Source organism: Paenibacillus shenyangensis (assembly GCF_000346635.1).
Taxonomy (GTDB): Bacteria; Bacillota; Bacilli; order Paenibacillales; family Paenibacillaceae; genus Saccharibacillus; species Saccharibacillus dauci.
In genome coordinates, this window is record NZ_AOIG01000015.1 from 160,460 (window position 1) to 176,466 (window position 16,007).

Genomic DNA, 16,007 nt, shown 5'->3' on the forward strand with positions numbered 1-16,007 from the left:
ATGGATTTTGAACTTTATAAGCAAGAAATATTTTATTTAAGTGAATCATTAGGTTTTACAATGGATAAATTAGTGGGAATTGATTGTTTTATGCCTTTTTTTCAAAAAATAAAAGAAGATTCTTCTATTTTGATTATTAAATTAGATGGAGAACGTAAAGATAATATATTTACTTTATTAATTTCGGGTAATATTTTAGGAGAAAATAATTATATTCGTACTGAAACTTCTGATTTAGAAGGTGGACTTAGTTTTATTATTATTGAGTATGCTAAAAAAGCATGGAAATAGTCAATACAAGTCCATATTAATTCTTTAGACTTGTAAAATTATATGTATTTATAAATATCTATGAATCACTCTGAGAAATTAAATTCTTAGAGTGATTTTATTCTCATATTCGCTAAAATCTACTGTATCTTTATATTCTGTAACAACCTCCCAAATCCTCACGAAAAATTCACATGCCAATCCACGAATTTTGTGCTATCATACAATAGTTTTCCCCTTCTGACGAATGTTCGTCCGCCTCTGAACAAACTTTCAAAAACTGTTTTACATTTGTTCATACCAGTGCTATGATGTTAATGCAAACAAGATATACTACTGATTTGCCATATACACAGCATGTAATTTGTTATCCAGGGTAATAACAAGCGTATGAAATTATGAATAGTTTAAAGGAGCGATACACATATGAACTTGGCCAAACTTATTGACCATACATTGTTGAAAGCGGACGCAACAAAGGCGGAAATCACCAAACTGACAGATGAAGCAAGAAAATACCAGTTTGCTTCTGTCTGTGTAAACCCTACTTGGGTAGCCTACTGCGCAGAGCAGCTCAAAGGCAGTGGAGTGGATGTATGTACGGTAATCGGATTCCCTCTGGGAGCAAATACTCCTGAAGTGAAAGCTTTTGAAGCAGCTAACGCGATCGAGAACGGTGCAACTGAAGTCGATATGGTTATCAACATCGGTGCTCTCAAAGACGGCGACAACGATCTGGTACTGCGTGATATCCAGGCGGTTGTGAATGCTGCCAAAGGCAAAGCACTTGTGAAAGTTATCATCGAGACTTGCCTGCTGACTGACGAAGAGAAAGTTCGCGCTTCCGAATTGTCCGTTCAAGCTGGAGCAGACTTCGTGAAGACATCGACTGGTTTCTCTACAGGTGGAGCAACAGCAGAAGATATCGCTCTGATGCGCAAAACGGTAGGACCTGATGTTGGGGTCAAAGCTTCTGGCGGCGTGCGCAGCCTGGAAGATCTGAACCAGATGGTTGCAGCTGGCGCAACTCGTATCGGTGCGAGCTCCGGTGTGAAGATTATGGAAGGTGGCCAGGCCACTTCGGATTACTAATTCACAGTACCTTTCCAGGGCGGTTGTTCCTTTGTCAAATAGGGAACACTGACACGGAATCAGGAATTACACAGGACAGAGAGACTGTCGGAGGTTGCAGTACACCTTGATCATTCATCCCAGTGGCAACCTTCCGGCAGTCTGGCTTTCCGGCTTCATTATCGTCAATTTTTATGCCCAAGGAGGCTAGTACGATGAAAGAACAACTGATTCAGGCAGCTATTGAAGCACGCCAGAATGCCTACGTACCTTATTCCAACTTCCAGGTTGGTGCAGCGCTGCTTGCAGACGGCAAAGTGTACGGTGGAGCCAATATTGAGAATGCTTCCTACGGACTGACCAACTGTGCAGAACGTACAGCGATCTTCAAAGCCGCTTCCGAAGGCATTCGCAAGATTGATGCGATTGCAATCGTAGCCGACACAGATGGCCCGGTATCTCCATGTGGAGCCTGCCGCCAGGTTATTGCGGAATTCAGCGACGAGAATACTCGCGTCTATCTGACGAACCTCAAAGGCGATGTTACCGAGTGGAGCGTATCCGAGATTCTGCCGGGATATTTCCAAGCCAAAGATATGGATAAAAAGTAAGACTTGCTTTTGATCCGTACAAGCCAGATGATTCATCTGGCCCTATCATTTTTAAAAGAATAATCCAGATAGGACTCATTCTTTTGGCAAACCATGTAAGCGCTTTATGATTATGAAGAAAGCGTTTCGCAAATTTTTCACAGCAAGTTACAATATCGACCGTGATGAACGGGTTCCTGCACCATATTGGATGCAGACTTAGAATAGGAGCTAATCGTTTATGAAATATCTTATCGCTATTATTGGTATTCTCGTAGTATTCGGATTGACTTATATTGCAAGCAATAACAAGAAAAATATCCGCTATCGTCCGCTCATCATCATGATCGTGCTCCAGGCGATATTGGCCTTTGTCCTGCTTAATACTACAGTAGGAGCATTGCTGATCGGCGGATTCTCAACCGTATTTAATCACCTGCTTGGATATGCACATATGGGTACGGACTTTGTATTTGGTGGCTTCGCTTACAAAGAAGGTTCCACACCATTCTTTATCAGCGTATTGATGCCAATCGTATTCATCTCCGCATTGATCGGTATTCTGCAGTATTTCAAAATTCTGCCGTTTATCATCCGTTACATCGGTCTGGTACTGAGCAAGATTAACGGCATGGGTAAGCTGGAATCCTACAATGCAGTAGCATCTGCAATTCTGGGACAATCCGAAGTATTCATCTCTGTGAAAAAGCAAATCGGCATGCTGCCGAAGCACCGTTTGTACACGCTGTGTGCTTCTGCAATGTCTACAGTGTCCATGTCCATCGTCGGTTCTTACATGACGATGCTGCAGCCGCGTTATGTAGTAACTGCACTTGTACTCAACCTGTTCGGCGGTTTTATCATCGCTTCACTGATTAATCCATATCGTGTAACTCCTGAAGAGGATATACTGGAAGTGCAGGAAGAAGAGAGACAGAGCTTCTTCGAAATGCTGGGCGAGTACATTATGGATGGATTCAAAGTTGCCATTACGGTAGCTGCGATGCTGATCGGTTTCGTTGCATTGATCGCGATGATCAACGGACTGTTCGATCTGATCTTCCATATTACGTTCCAGGAACTGTTGGGTTATGTGTTTGCACCGGTTGCATTCATCATGGGTATACCTTGGAGCGAAGCGGTTACTTCAGGTAGTCTGATGGCGACCAAGCTGGTATCCAACGAATTCGTAGCGATGCTGGATCTGGGTAAACATACCGAGCTGAGCGCACGTACGATCGGTATCGTATCCGTATTCCTGGTATCCTTCGCGAACTTCTCTTCCATCGGTATTATCTCCGGTGCGGTTAAAGGCCTGAACGAGAAAAAAGGTAACGAAGTAGCCAAGTTTGGTCTGAAGTTGCTGTACGGCGCGACCATGGTCAGCGTATTGTCTGCGATCATCGCCGGTCTGTTCCTGTAAGAAAGAGTATTTCCAATCGTAACTTATCTGTTGTAAAATAGTCCTTTGCACAATTTTACAGCTCATCAGCTTGTTGAATCGTACCTCTCAGACAGCCCCTGCTGTTTGAGCATGACTACAGGGTGTTATATCCTGTATGGATATGGCGTATGATTCAGCAAGCTGTCTATTTTGAAAGGAGTAATAAACGATGACACCATTCAAACGCGTACACTTGGTAGTAATGGATTCTGTAGGTATTGGTGAAGCACCGGATGCTGCAGAATTCGGCGACGTTGATGTCGATACATTCGGACATATCGCTCGTGAGAACGGCGGACTGAATATGCCGAACATGGCGAAATTGGGATTGTCCAATATTAGCGAAATTGAAGGCGTTCCGGTAGCAGAGCAGCCGCTCGCTTACTACACCAAAATGCAGGAAGCTTCCCGCGGCAAAGATACCATGACAGGTCACTGGGAGATCATGGGACTGTATATTGATACACCGTTCCGCGTATTCCCGGATGGATTCCCGGATGAGCTGATTCAGCGTATCGAAGAGAAAACAGGCCGCAAAGTTATCGGCAACAAGCCAGCCAGCGGTACCGAGATTATCGACGAGCTGGGCGAAGAGCATGTGAAGACCGGCGCGCTGATTATCTACACTTCTGCGGATTCCGTACTGCAGATTGCAGCGCACGAAGAAGTCGTTCCTCTCAAAGAACTGTACGAGATCTGCGAATTCTGCCGCGAGATCACATTGGATGATCCGTACATGCTGGGCCGCATTATTGCACGTCCATTTATCGGTGAAGTAGGGAAGTTCACCCGTACATCCAACCGTCATGACTACGCCCTGAAGCCATTCGAACCGACGACGATGAATGCTATGCAGGACGCAGGACTGGACGTCATTGCAATTGGTAAGATCTCCGATATCTACGACGGTGAAGGCGTAACCGAATCGATCCGCACCAAGTCCAATATGGATGGTATGGATCAACTGGTAAACGTATTGTCCAAGCCGTTCCACGGCATGAGCTTCCTGAATCTGGTCGACTTTGACGCCCTGTTCGGTCATCGCCGCGATCCAAAAGGCTATGCAGATGCCCTCGAAGAATACGATGCACGTCTGCCGGAAGTATTCGAGAAAATGGAAGAAGACGATCTGCTGATCATCACAGCTGACCACGGTAACGATCCAACCTACACCGGAACCGATCATACCCGTGAATACGTACCACTGCTCGTCTACTCCAAACGTTTTGCAAATGGTGGCCAAGAACTTCCACTACGCAAAACTTTCGCTGATATCGCTGCAACCGTAGCCGAGAACTTCAGCGTCAAAATGCCTGAATACGGCGAAAGCTTCCTGTCCGATCTTAAGTAAAAGATCGAGATATGAACAAAAAGTAATTAGCATTGGCTATATTGCTTGAAAGATAACTTCATTTTCTTTTCGGTTCAACGAATTGTGATTAATGACTTTTGTAAAAGTAGTCAGAGTGCTCCTAGCGCAGTAAATGGAATCGGACGGAGAGTCTCCTTTAAGAATGAATATCGACTGCTAAAGGCAGTCATTCAGGATATTCATTTTTAACAGAGACACGACGCCGATCCATTTACGGAGCGCTGTAGCATAACCATGACACTAATTTTACTTTGGAGGTATATACAAATGAGTGTTCATATTGCTGCAAAACCAGGCGACATCGCCGAAACAATCCTGCTGCCAGGAGATCCACTGCGCGCGAAGTACATCGCTGACACGTATCTGGAAGATGTAACTTGTTATAACGAAGTACGCGGTATGCTCGGCTTCACCGGTACGTACAAAGGACAACGCATTTCTGTACAAGGTACAGGTATGGGTCTGCCATCGATCAGCATTTATGCCAATGAGCTGATCAGCGAGTACGGCGTGAAGAACCTGATCCGTGTAGGTACATGTGGCGGTATGCAGGAGAATGTCAAAGTACGCGATGTAATCATCGCTCAAGCGGCAAGTACAGATTCCAGCATGAATAACCACATTTTCGGTGGATACAACTTTGCACCGGTTGCCAGCTTCCCACTGCTCAAAGCAGCTTATGATCGTGGTGTGGAAAAAGGTCTGAATCTGCATGTAGGTAACATCTTCAGCTCTGACTCCTTCTACCGTGATGACAAAACGATCACAGGCCGTCTGATGGAATATGGCGTGCTTGGTGTAGAGATGGAGACCAGCGCGCTGTACACACTCGCTGCCAAGTTCGGTGTGAACGCTCTGACAATCCTGACAGTAAGCGACCACCTGCTGACAGGCGAAGAGACTACATCCGAAGAAAGACAAACCACGTTTAACGAGATGATGGAAGTCGCTCTGGATGCAGCGATCTCTTTTCAAAAGTAAGAGATCAAGCATTAAGTAAGAAATACAAATAGACGAGAAGTGGTGGCTGCGTGAGGACGAGAAGATTGCAGCACGATCGTTCTCGAAATCATAAGCCAGCATTTCTCCAGAATTGCATACAGTACAGCAGCATCTGATCCTAACCCGATTAGCGGTTGGATGCTCTGCCGCTGCTTCCCATGATGTTAGGTTGATGTCAAATATTTCATTATAAGTGAGGAGATTTTACAATGAGAATGGTAGACCTGATTGAGAAAAAACGCGATGGTAAAGAACTGACTACAGAAGAAATCAACTTTATTGTTGAAGGATATACCAACGGAGACGTGCCGGATTACCAGATGAGCGCGTTTAACATGGCTGTATTCTTCCAGGATATGACCGAGCGTGAACGTGCGGATCTGACGATGGCTATGGTAAACTCCGGTGAGACGATTGATCTCTCCGCTATCGAAGGTGTCAAAGTCGACAAGCACTCTACAGGCGGTGTAGGCGATACTACAACTCTCGTACTGGCTCCACTCGTAGCAGCTCTGGATATTCCGGTAGCCAAAATGTCCGGACGCGGTCTGGGACATACTGGCGGTACGATCGACAAGCTGGAAGCCGTAGAAGGATTCCACGTTGAGATCACCAAAGACGAATTCATCAAGCTGGTGAATGAAAGCAAAATCGCTGTTATCGGACAAAGCGGTAACCTGACGCCTGCAGACAAAAAACTGTATGCACTGCGTGACGTAACAGCTACAGTTAACTCGATTCCGCTGATCGCAAGCTCCATCATGAGCAAGAAAATCGCTGCTGGTGCAGACGCAATCGTACTGGATGTTAAAACAGGCGCAGGCGCATTTATGAAAACACCGGAAGATGCCAAAGAACTGGCACATGCCATGGTAAGCATCGGTAACAATGTAGGCCGTAAAACAATGGCAGTTATCTCCGATATGAGCCAGCCGCTCGGTCTGGCAATCGGTAACTCCCTGGAGATCCAGGAAGCAATCGATACACTCAAAGGACAAGGACCAAAAGATCTGGAAGAACTGTGCTTTGCACTGGGTAGCCAAATGGTCTTCCTGGCAAACAAAGCAAGCTCTCTGGAAGAAGCAGAGCAAAAACTGAGAGAAGTAATTGCCAACGGTAAAGCGCTGGAGAAATTCAAACTGTTCCTGGCTAATCAGGGCGGCGATGCATCTGTCGTGGATCATCCGGAACGTCTGCCACAAGCGAAATTCCATATCGAAGTACCTGCCAAGCAAGATGGTGTTGTCGCTGAGCTGGTAGCCGATGAGATCGGTACAGCAGCTATGCTGCTTGGTGCAGGACGCGCTACCAAAGAATCCGAGATTGATCTGGCTGTAGGTCTGATGCTGAACAAAAAAGTAGGCGATTCCGTCAAAGCTGGCGAATCCCTCGTAACGATTCACTCCAACCGTGAGAATGTGGACGATGTAATGGCTATGCTGTATGAAAATATCCGCATCGCGGATCATGCAGATGCACCAACACTCGTATACGGCACAGTTACCGAGTAATAGAATAGCACATGGATATGCTGTAATTGCAGCAGTGTATCCTGAGCTTATTCAGGGTCAAGCAGACGAATAATCATTTTTAAAATGAAGCAATCAACGTACCTTTATAATCTTTTGCTTTCTGCTAACTGTCATTCAGACAGCAACTTTTCTCAACAGTATGATATTGAGAAAGGTTGTTGTCTATTTTTTTACATAAATATGGAATTATACATAAAAATAATACAAATTTTGAGAGCCTGTCCGCCGATATAAATAATAGTCGTCTTTACCGCAAGATTGCTGGCAGCTGGTCGTTAAGCGCAGCTCTACCAAGAGTAGGATGTACCCTTATGAAGCTCAAGGTAAATTCAAACCAATAATAGGATGAATATAAAAGAATACTATAGAATCAGAGGAAGGGATGACAGGTGGACATGATCGGATGCTTAAAAAGGATTGAACAGGAGCGTGAAGAACTTCATTATCTGGTAGAACAATACGGATTCTCGGATCACCGTGTACTGGTCAAGTCTCAGCAGCTGGATCAGACACTGAATGAATTTAATCGAAATGCCTGCATTTATGATAGCAGCAAATTAAAAATGTAAATCTCGAAACCTCGAAGTTCCTTTGGCACTCCGAGGTTTCTTTATATGATGTTGCCTTAAAATCAGAATCCTTATCGAAGGCAACATGTATTACACTATATGGTAATAATGGAATGTATACTTATGATTTTTAAAAAATAAAGCACATAGAGAAAGCTAAAAAACAACAAATGAATAAATGATCGAATAATCAGATTGCAGGTAATACAGCTATAAATAGATGATTCCTAAAGTTTTAATAATATAAAATAAGTGCGTTGGAATATACAGTTGTGGTAGTATATTTACCAGGTGAAGTAAGGAGAGACGGAATATGCAGAACACGCTTAATATTCGTTCCATTGTGGAGCAGGAACTCCAACAAAAAGGATATAATCTAAGTCGCTTTAGCCAAGTATCCGGGATGAACCGGGGAACACTCAGCCTGATTCTTAATGGAAACCCTTCCAAGCTGCCTTCTATTCCCCAGCTGGATAAGATCGCCGAAGCGCTGGGCTATGAGCAAGGATGGCTGTACGAACTATACCTAGAAGAGTGCTTTGACCGGGAAGTCCCTCACTGGCGGCGACTCAAGAATTTCCTGTACCGCTGTATTCAGTTGGATAAAGAAGAACTCATCGACAAGGCGCTTCATCGCCTGATGGAAGATTGCAGCCAAACCGCGGCTGTATTTGATGCTGCTGAAGAATGGTATGAAGAAGGACATCGGCAGATACTGCTGCCTTTCTATCGCTATGTCACCGTAAATGAGAAATACCGTCATGCGGAACGTCTGGCTGTTAGCCATTATCGGATCTTCCGTCTGAGTCAAAGCGAAAACTTTGAAAATAATCTCCGTGCAGCGATCACCTTTGAACCGTATCGTCATGAATTGCCTGTGGGTTTTCGGTTAGATGGTTTATTAAAGCTTGCTAATATTTATTACAATCAACATATATGGGAGAAAGTAGAACTTTATGCAGATGAATTGAGAGAATTGGCTACTGAAGTATACGAAAATAAAATTTCTTTACATGAAGATCAAGATAGGGAAAAAGGCTTAGAAACTGAACGACATTTGGTAGTGTATTTTGGACAAGGGTATGTCTTAAAAGGTAATGCTCTAGCTAATGTGAAAAAATATGACGAAGCTTTAACTTATATTTCGGGTTATCAAAATCTATATTGGTTTAATGGGCTAGATGAAATTGGACAAAAGGAAGTTCTAAAATTATCACACTTTTCAGAAGCTAATTTTCTTGCAGTCAATCTCTTAAAGGGTAACCAGAGCTATTTAACTCGATATACAGAATTTTTAAGAAGTAATCCTAACGAGTTATTGCCGGGACTTATGGTAATAATGGATGCTGCTAACCAACATCATTTTTTAGTCGATCATATATTAGACGAATTCATGATACCTATAGAAAAAATGAAAGATGAACTTCAATATCAAAATGGATATTATCAAAGTACTTCAAGCATAGAAAGATATGAAGATTTGTACAGAAAATTATCGGTTTATTTTTTGAAATATCAAAGATATAATGAGGGTATAGAAAATCTGTTGAAGGGTCTTTCTATTAGTTTAAGAGTAAATAATAAAAGTAATTTATTGGCCTACTTAGCAATGGGAGAAGTGTTCAGGAATTATGCAACCAATAGTCAAATAAATCGTTTCGAATTTATTATGAGAGAGGTGTTAAAACTTGAAGAAGTTCAACTTAGCAATTTTATCCCTGATAATGTTAAGTAGTTTATTGATTATTCCTATAAGTTCTGCAAATCAATCTTCTACGGATCAAATATCTCTAAACATGCATGGTAATGGAGGATGAATTTAATGAAAGCCATCAAAACATAAGTTTCGATGGCTTTTTTATTATCTCTATTTCATTCTTCAACAAAAGCCATTCGTATAAATGCTTAATAACATACATATGCTTAACTACCCTCGTAATGATCACATCTTCTTCACCTAACTTATTATTTGCGCATCTATAAACGGGTAATATACATAAGACACACCGATCATCTTCTTAATCATCCAATTTTCTTACAAAGAAAGCAGGTGCATCATGGAAAATGTAATGACGGTCGTATTCAAAGAAGAGAGCAAAACGTATCAAGCCCTATCCGAGCTCAAAAATCTGCGTCTCAGCGAGCAATTTACTGTTCTTGAGGCTGCAATTGTCAAAAAAGAAGGCGGACAGGTACAGTTCAAAGACGGATTTAGCGCAGATGGTGCAGTAGCCGGCAAATGGATCACAGGCGGTCTGCTTGGTTCGCTGATCGGGATATTGGGCGGACCTCTGGGCGTGCTTCTGGGCGGCAGTATCGGCTCCATGATCGGAGCTTCCATAGCAGCAGACAAGCTGTCAGAGGATGTGGGCATGATTCAGGCCACTGTCCGTCAGCTGGACGAAGGACAGCTCGCTCTGATTGCTATTGTGCAGGAAGAGAATATGAACGGATTGAACCAGGTACTGAACCCGCTCGATCCTGCTTTTATGATGCGTCGGGAAGTTAATGAGGTGAGTGCCGAGGTAGATCAGGCACGTCAGGTAGAACGTGAACTGGAGAAGGAAGCACGCGAGCGGATGCGCAGTCAGCGTCTGGAAGAGTTCAAAGACAAAGCAGAAGATATTCGCGACCGGGTACGTGAACAGTTTGATAAGTTAAAACAGCGATTCTGATACGCCCGTCTAATTTTAGCGAAATTTGTCCTTTAATTATTTACTTGTATAAAATTTAGTCGAGGAAAAGCCGATAACTAAATAAATTGCTGATTGAACAGTCATTCTGCAGACGATATAAGAATTATCCATCGTTTGCAGAATGACTTTTAATTTGAAGAAAAGATTACATATTGCGTTTAGGTAATATGTATTTTTTTATCAATCATTATTCAATTAACTTAATTATTTAATAGTCTTATATTAATTCCGGTAGCCATACTATACCGCCTGCTCGCCACTATCTCTGTAAGGAGAGGAAGATACGATGAAATCACTATATTTCAAAACAACCATTCAAGCCAAAGACTACATCGAGTCTAACCCTGATAAAGGTATTGTTTTGTTTACAACTGTCGAAAATGTTAAGGAAATAAGCACGTTTGCCACAGAGCATGTAGTGTTGTGCTCCACAGCCGGCGAATACACTTCTGAAGGATTCAAGGAAGGCGTTATCAGCGGATTTGCCTATCAGCGAGATCTGGTAGAGGTCATCGAGATCAAATCACCAGCCATCCTCAGTATTGAAGAGCTGCAATCCGGCTACAACAAAGTACGCAATAACAAAAATGCGTTCATGTTTATTTTGTACGATGGATTATCCGGACAAGAGGAAAGTGTAATGACAACGCTATTCTTTATGGATGAGAAGTTCAAGGTTATTGGTGGTAGTTCCGGCGACTATGTGAAGTTCAAGGAAACAGCAGTCTATATCGGTAGCCGCAAAGTAAACGGAGTAGCGCTTTATTTCAACTGGCCAAGACGAACCCAGCTACTCAAGGAAAATCTTTACTACACTACAGGTCAGCGTCTGCTCGTGACCGATGCGGAACCTCTCAACCGGCTCGTACGCACCTTCAATAACCGTCCGGCAGCCGTAGAATATGCGAATGTACTCGGTATCCCTGAGCACCAGTTGGAACAGGCATTTATGAACAATCCGCTGGGCAAGGTAATCAAGGATAGCACCTATATCACCTCACCGATGAAAGTAAACCCGGACAAGTCGATTACCTTCTACTCTCAGATTGCTCCCAACACGTATGTCGATGTGCTGCAGCCGTCAGATGTTCATCAATGCTTTCAAGAAACGCTCAATGCGATGGAATTCCAGCCAGCATTTATTCTGTCGGTGCACTGTATTCTGCGCAGCCTGAAATTCAAAAATGAAAACACATGGAAAAGCCTGGATGACAAACTGCTCAGTGTGAGCCGCAACCAGGCAGGATTTATTAGTTATGGCGAGCAGATTCACAACAAGCACTTTAACCAGACGATGGTACTTTTGGCATTTGAATAGGGGGAAGCAAAATGCTGAAAAGCGTATTTAAAATTAAAAAGCCGGATGTAATCGAGATTAGACCGGAGATCCAGCAACTTCAGGTAGAGAAGCCATTTTCGGCGCTGCCTTATGTATATATGTTAACGCATGAAATAGAAAAGAATGTTCAGTTGGTTCTGGCCGAGGAACGCAATATTACCTACGGATTCAAGCAAGCTGCCGCTTCATTGAACGAAACGACAGAGGAAATTAAAAGTATCGAGAATGTACTGCATGATCTGGATAAAGAAACCGAGACGATCATCAATGAGGTAGCTTCCAGCATCGAAGTCTCGCAGGATACGATTATGGATACACAGAATTTGGTGAATCAGTCCGCTGGGAATATGAATGAAGTGTCTACCGTTTTCGAGAATATGGTCGCCGTATTCAATGCGATTGAAGTAAAATACAAAGAGATCAATCAATTTGCCAGCACGATCACCAGTATTGCCACCCAGACCAATCTGTTGTCGCTTAATGCCTCGATTGAAGCTGCACGGGCGGGAGAAGCAGGAAAAGGCTTTGCCGTCGTAGCCAGTGAAATCAAATCTCTGTCCGATACGACCAAAAAAAGCGCCACTGATATTCTTGATCTGCTAGGAGACATGAGTCATATCCTTGAATCGATCCGCCTGGAATCCAACAAAGGAAAAGATATTGTAAAAGTAGCCAGCGATACCATGCAGCGTTCCGCTGAGAGCTTTGAGAGTGTTATGACTGCCGAAGCGCAGGTAAACCGGCAGCTGCAGGCTGTAAAATCTTCACAGCTCAAAAGTATCAACGATATCGCCAGAAACATTTCCAATATTGCTGACCTGTCCAGCAAGCAGAACCAGAATATTGATGAACTGATCTACAATGGAGACAAAAAGTCCGAACACTATCTGTATATCCTTAATCATATGAATCAGATCCGAATGCTGGAACAGAAAAAATAGCAGTTATTGCAGTCATATAAAAGACTCCATTCCTGAAACAGGATTGGAGTCTTTATGCTGCTATACACATTATCTTATAGGTAATATACAGCTATAACATGCCCGGCTAATGATCTGTGGGTTTCAGTTAAGGCGACATCTGCATATTATGCATAGATCATCTTGCCTGCATATAACGAAATAATGTTTGAATAAGCGTATTTTTGGCTATGAATGAGGTGGAATGAATTTATTGATTTTTCACAATTTATCCCTGTTATGTTATTTATCAAATAGTCAAAACGGGCAAATTATGATAAATTAATTAAACCAACCATTTTTATCGGAAAAAGAGTTGACGAATAATGTCAGACGGTGTACTATACAATTTGCAGTTCGTTATTTTTTGAGACCAAGTGAGTAAATACTATTGTATGAATTGCAGAAGTTTCAACAAACAGCGATCAAGGGACTCCTATTGGAGTCGAATGTATAGATATTCACAACATTCATATTGAGGGGAGTATTACAAATGAAAAAATGGGGTTCTTTAACTCTGATGCTGATTCTGACCATGCTGGTAATCGCTGCATGTGGTAACAGCTCCAATACAGCAACAACAGGCAACGGTGCCGATCAATCGGCAGCGACTACCGAAACTACGCCTTCTTCTTCTGGCGGTCCAACACTGGAATCCGTTAAAGCCAGCGGTAAGCTGCGCATTGGTACAGAAGGTACGTATGCTCCGTTTACTTTCCATGATGAGAGTGGCAAGCTGACTGGATTCGATGTAGATATTGCTACAGAAGTGAGCAAACGTCTGGGCGTAGAGCCTGAATTCGTTGAAGCCAAATGGGACGGTATGATTGCCGGTCTGGATGCTAATCGTTTTGATACAGTATTCAATGAAGTAGGCGTAACTCCTGAACGTAAAGAAAAATATCTGTTCTCTGATCCCTACATCACTTCCAAAGGCGTACTGATTGTACGTGACGACAATACGGATATCAAAACCTTTGCTGATCTGAAAGGCAAAAAATCCGCTCAGTCCCTGACCAGTAACTTCGGTAAAATTGCCGAGCAAAATGGTGCAGAACTGGTAGCAGCTGATGGATTCCCACAAGCTGTACAATTGCTGGCATCCGGACGTGCAGATGCAACAGTTAATGACAATCTGTCCTATCTGGATATGAAAAAGCAGCAGCCGGATTCACCGATCAAAGTGGTAGCCGAGCAGGATGATGCTTCCCAGAGCGCAGCGATTTTCAATAAGAGCAGTCAGGATCTGGTAGACGCTGTAAACAAAGCGCTGCAAGAGATGAAATCAGACGGTACTTATCTGGAAATCTCCAAAAAGTACTTTGGTGAAGATGTATCCAAATAATTGATAACGAACAGTGAACGGCTTACTGCCGTTCAGCCTGTTGCAGCACAATATCTTGACGCTCCCATAGGACGTCAAGATATTGTGTTTTTATGAGAAGTCTTGTAAACCGATCGGAATATATGAAATTACACTTTACTCTGAGGAGGAATAGCGATGAATGACCGCCAGATCCAAATTGTACTCGACTCCTTCTGGCCTTTATTTGAAGCCGCACTGAAGTACACCCTCCCGCTGGCGATTAGTTCTTTTGCTATCGGATTGCTACTGGCTGTGCTGACCGCGCTGGCGCAAATCTCCGGCGTACGTATTCTGAAATTTATTGCCCGTGCATATGTATGGATTATCCGGGGAACACCACTGCTCGTACAGCTGTTTATTATCTTTTATGGTCTGCCGACGATTGGTATCATTCTGCCTGCTTTTGTGGCAGCCCTGATCGGTTTCTCACTGAGTGTAGGAGCTTACGGTTCGGAGATTGTACGCTCCGCTATCCAGTCCGTACCCAAAGGACAGTGGGAAGCAGCGTATTCGATAGGGATGACACGCGGTCAGGCGCTGCGCCGGGTCATTTTGCCGCAGGCCGCCCGTGTATCGGTACCGCCGCTGGCGAACTCTTTTATCGGACTGGTTAAGGATACTTCACTGGCTTCCAGTATTACGTATATTGAGCTGTTCTACAAATCGCAGCAGGTCGTAGCGCGCACGTATGAAGCATTGATTTTATATGCGGAAGCAGCTGTCATTTATCTGATTTTCACCTCGGTACTGTTTGTACTGCAGAGCTATCTGGAGAAACGGCTGGGTCGTTCACTTTCCAGCTGATTACGTTCAATTCCAATCATGATGAATAAACTAGTCATCTTTCTATTTTGAGGCAAAGGAGTGATTCAACGATGATGCTGGAGATTCGCAATTTGCACAAAGCATTTGGTTCCCTGGAAGTGCTCAAGGGAATTGATGTGAATCTGGAAAAAGGAAAAGTACTGGCGATTATTGGACCTTCCGGTTCAGGGAAAACAACTCTGCTTCGTTGCATCAATCTGCTGGAGATGCCGGATCAGGGAACAATGAAGCTAAGTGATCGGGAGCTGGATTTTCAACCGGGACGCAAAATTTCCAGCCGTGAAGTGACCGAGCTGCGCAAGCATACCGGTATGGTATTCCAATCCTATAATCTGTTCCCGCACAAAAATGTAATGGATAACATTATGGAAGGCCCTGTCGTCGTGCAGAAAAAAGACAAAGCCCAGGCGTTCAAAACAGCACAGGCTCTGCTGGAAAAAGTAGGGCTTGGAGATCGGGGGAGTTATTATCCTCATCAGCTCTCCGGTGGACAGCAGCAGCGTGTCGGTATTGCCCGTGCGATGGCAATAGAGCCGGATGTATTGCTGTTCGATGAACCTACCTCTGCACTTGATCCCGAGCTGGTTGGTGAGGTGCTGCGTGTAATCAAGCAGTTGGCACTGGAAGGGCGCACAATGGTAATTGTTACTCACGAGATGAAGTTTGCTGCCGATGTAGCCGATCATGTTATCCTGATGGATGGTGGGCATATTATCGAACAGGGGCCTCCCGATCAGGTTATCAACCATCCGCAGAGTGCTCGTGCACAGCAGTTTATGAATCGAATTAGCGGTGAAGATATTTAAGCAATAGAGATATGCAGGCGTTATATGGGCCTATGCCAGCATCGTATAATGATTGAATTTATGCGCTTTCTGTTAATAGGATACGAGTGAACCACGTATAGATGAACTATTCAGCAACTTCTACCAGTACCGCCTGGAAGGGGTTGCTTTTTGTTATATATCGAAA

General features: G+C 43.5%; 15 protein-coding genes. All 15 read left to right on the forward strand.

Annotated features, from left to right (window positions below; genetic code table 11):
* The 15 genes from H065_RS0113165 (at window position 1) to H065_RS0113235 (ending at window position 15,841) form a co-directional block, all read left to right on the forward strand.
* Entirely contained in the window at window positions 1–291 is a 291-nt protein-coding gene (locus H065_RS0113165; RefSeq protein WP_017813538.1) for a hypothetical protein, read from the forward strand.
* A 405-nt stretch (window positions 292–696) separates the two neighbouring features.
* The gene (gene deoC / locus H065_RS0113170; protein ID WP_017813539.1) at window positions 697–1,362 is read left to right on the forward strand and encodes a deoxyribose-phosphate aldolase; all 666 of its coding nucleotides are present in this window, start codon (window positions 697–699) and stop codon (window positions 1,360–1,362) included.
* A 194-nt stretch (window positions 1,363–1,556) separates the two neighbouring features.
* Window positions 1,557–1,952, forward strand: a complete 396-nt coding sequence (locus tag H065_RS0113175; RefSeq protein WP_017813540.1) for a cytidine deaminase — start codon at window positions 1,557–1,559, stop codon at window positions 1,950–1,952.
* A gap of 220 nt (window positions 1,953–2,172) precedes the next feature.
* Window positions 2,173–3,354 carry a NupC/NupG family nucleoside CNT transporter gene (locus H065_RS0113180; protein WP_017813541.1) on the forward strand — a complete coding sequence of 394 codons (1,182 nt, stop codon included), beginning with the start codon at window positions 2,173–2,175 and terminating at the stop codon, window positions 3,352–3,354.
* 190 nt (window positions 3,355–3,544) lie between these two features.
* Window positions 3,545–4,726, forward strand: a complete 1,182-nt coding sequence (gene deoB, locus H065_RS0113185) for a phosphopentomutase (RefSeq protein WP_017813542.1) — start codon at window positions 3,545–3,547, stop codon at window positions 4,724–4,726.
* 288 nt (window positions 4,727–5,014) lie between these two features.
* Entirely contained in the window at window positions 5,015–5,728 is a 714-nt protein-coding gene (gene deoD, locus H065_RS0113190) for a purine-nucleoside phosphorylase (RefSeq protein ID WP_017813543.1), read from the forward strand.
* A gap of 230 nt (window positions 5,729–5,958) precedes the next feature.
* Window positions 5,959–7,260 carry a pyrimidine-nucleoside phosphorylase gene (locus tag H065_RS0113195; RefSeq protein WP_017813544.1) on the forward strand — a complete coding sequence of 434 codons (1,302 nt, stop codon included), beginning with the start codon at window positions 5,959–5,961 and terminating at the stop codon, window positions 7,258–7,260.
* 416 nt (window positions 7,261–7,676) lie between these two features.
* The gene (locus H065_RS0113200) at window positions 7,677–7,850 is read left to right on the forward strand and encodes an aspartyl-phosphate phosphatase Spo0E family protein (RefSeq protein ID WP_145953948.1); all 174 of its coding nucleotides are present in this window, start codon (window positions 7,677–7,679) and stop codon (window positions 7,848–7,850) included.
* A gap of 313 nt (window positions 7,851–8,163) precedes the next feature.
* Window positions 8,164–9,585 (forward strand): helix-turn-helix domain-containing protein, encoded by a 1,422-nt coding sequence (locus H065_RS0113205; protein WP_017813546.1) that lies wholly within the window; start codon window positions 8,164–8,166, stop codon window positions 9,583–9,585.
* 322 nt (window positions 9,586–9,907) lie between these two features.
* On the forward strand, window positions 9,908–10,525 hold the full coding sequence (locus tag H065_RS27020; protein ID WP_017813548.1) for a DUF1269 domain-containing protein: 618 nt from the start codon (window positions 9,908–9,910) through the stop codon (window positions 10,523–10,525).
* Between the two features lie 307 nt (window positions 10,526–10,832).
* A complete protein-coding gene (locus H065_RS0113215; RefSeq protein ID WP_017813549.1) occupies window positions 10,833–11,864 on the forward strand; it encodes an FIST signal transduction protein in 1,032 nt (343 codons plus the stop codon).
* 11 nt (window positions 11,865–11,875) lie between these two features.
* The gene (locus H065_RS0113220) at window positions 11,876–12,826 is read left to right on the forward strand and encodes a methyl-accepting chemotaxis protein (protein WP_017813550.1); all 951 of its coding nucleotides are present in this window, start codon (window positions 11,876–11,878) and stop codon (window positions 12,824–12,826) included.
* A 511-nt stretch (window positions 12,827–13,337) separates the two neighbouring features.
* Window positions 13,338–14,189: an amino acid ABC transporter substrate-binding protein gene (locus H065_RS0113225; RefSeq protein WP_017813551.1), complete on the forward strand. Its 852-nt coding sequence runs from the start codon at window positions 13,338–13,340 to the stop codon at window positions 14,187–14,189.
* 156 nt (window positions 14,190–14,345) lie between these two features.
* On the forward strand, window positions 14,346–15,014 hold the full coding sequence (locus H065_RS0113230; RefSeq protein ID WP_017813552.1) for an amino acid ABC transporter permease: 669 nt from the start codon (window positions 14,346–14,348) through the stop codon (window positions 15,012–15,014).
* 74 nt (window positions 15,015–15,088) lie between these two features.
* Window positions 15,089–15,841: an amino acid ABC transporter ATP-binding protein gene (locus tag H065_RS0113235; RefSeq protein ID WP_026136209.1), complete on the forward strand. Its 753-nt coding sequence runs from the start codon at window positions 15,089–15,091 to the stop codon at window positions 15,839–15,841.
* The last annotated feature ends 166 nt before the right edge of the window (window positions 15,842–16,007 follow it).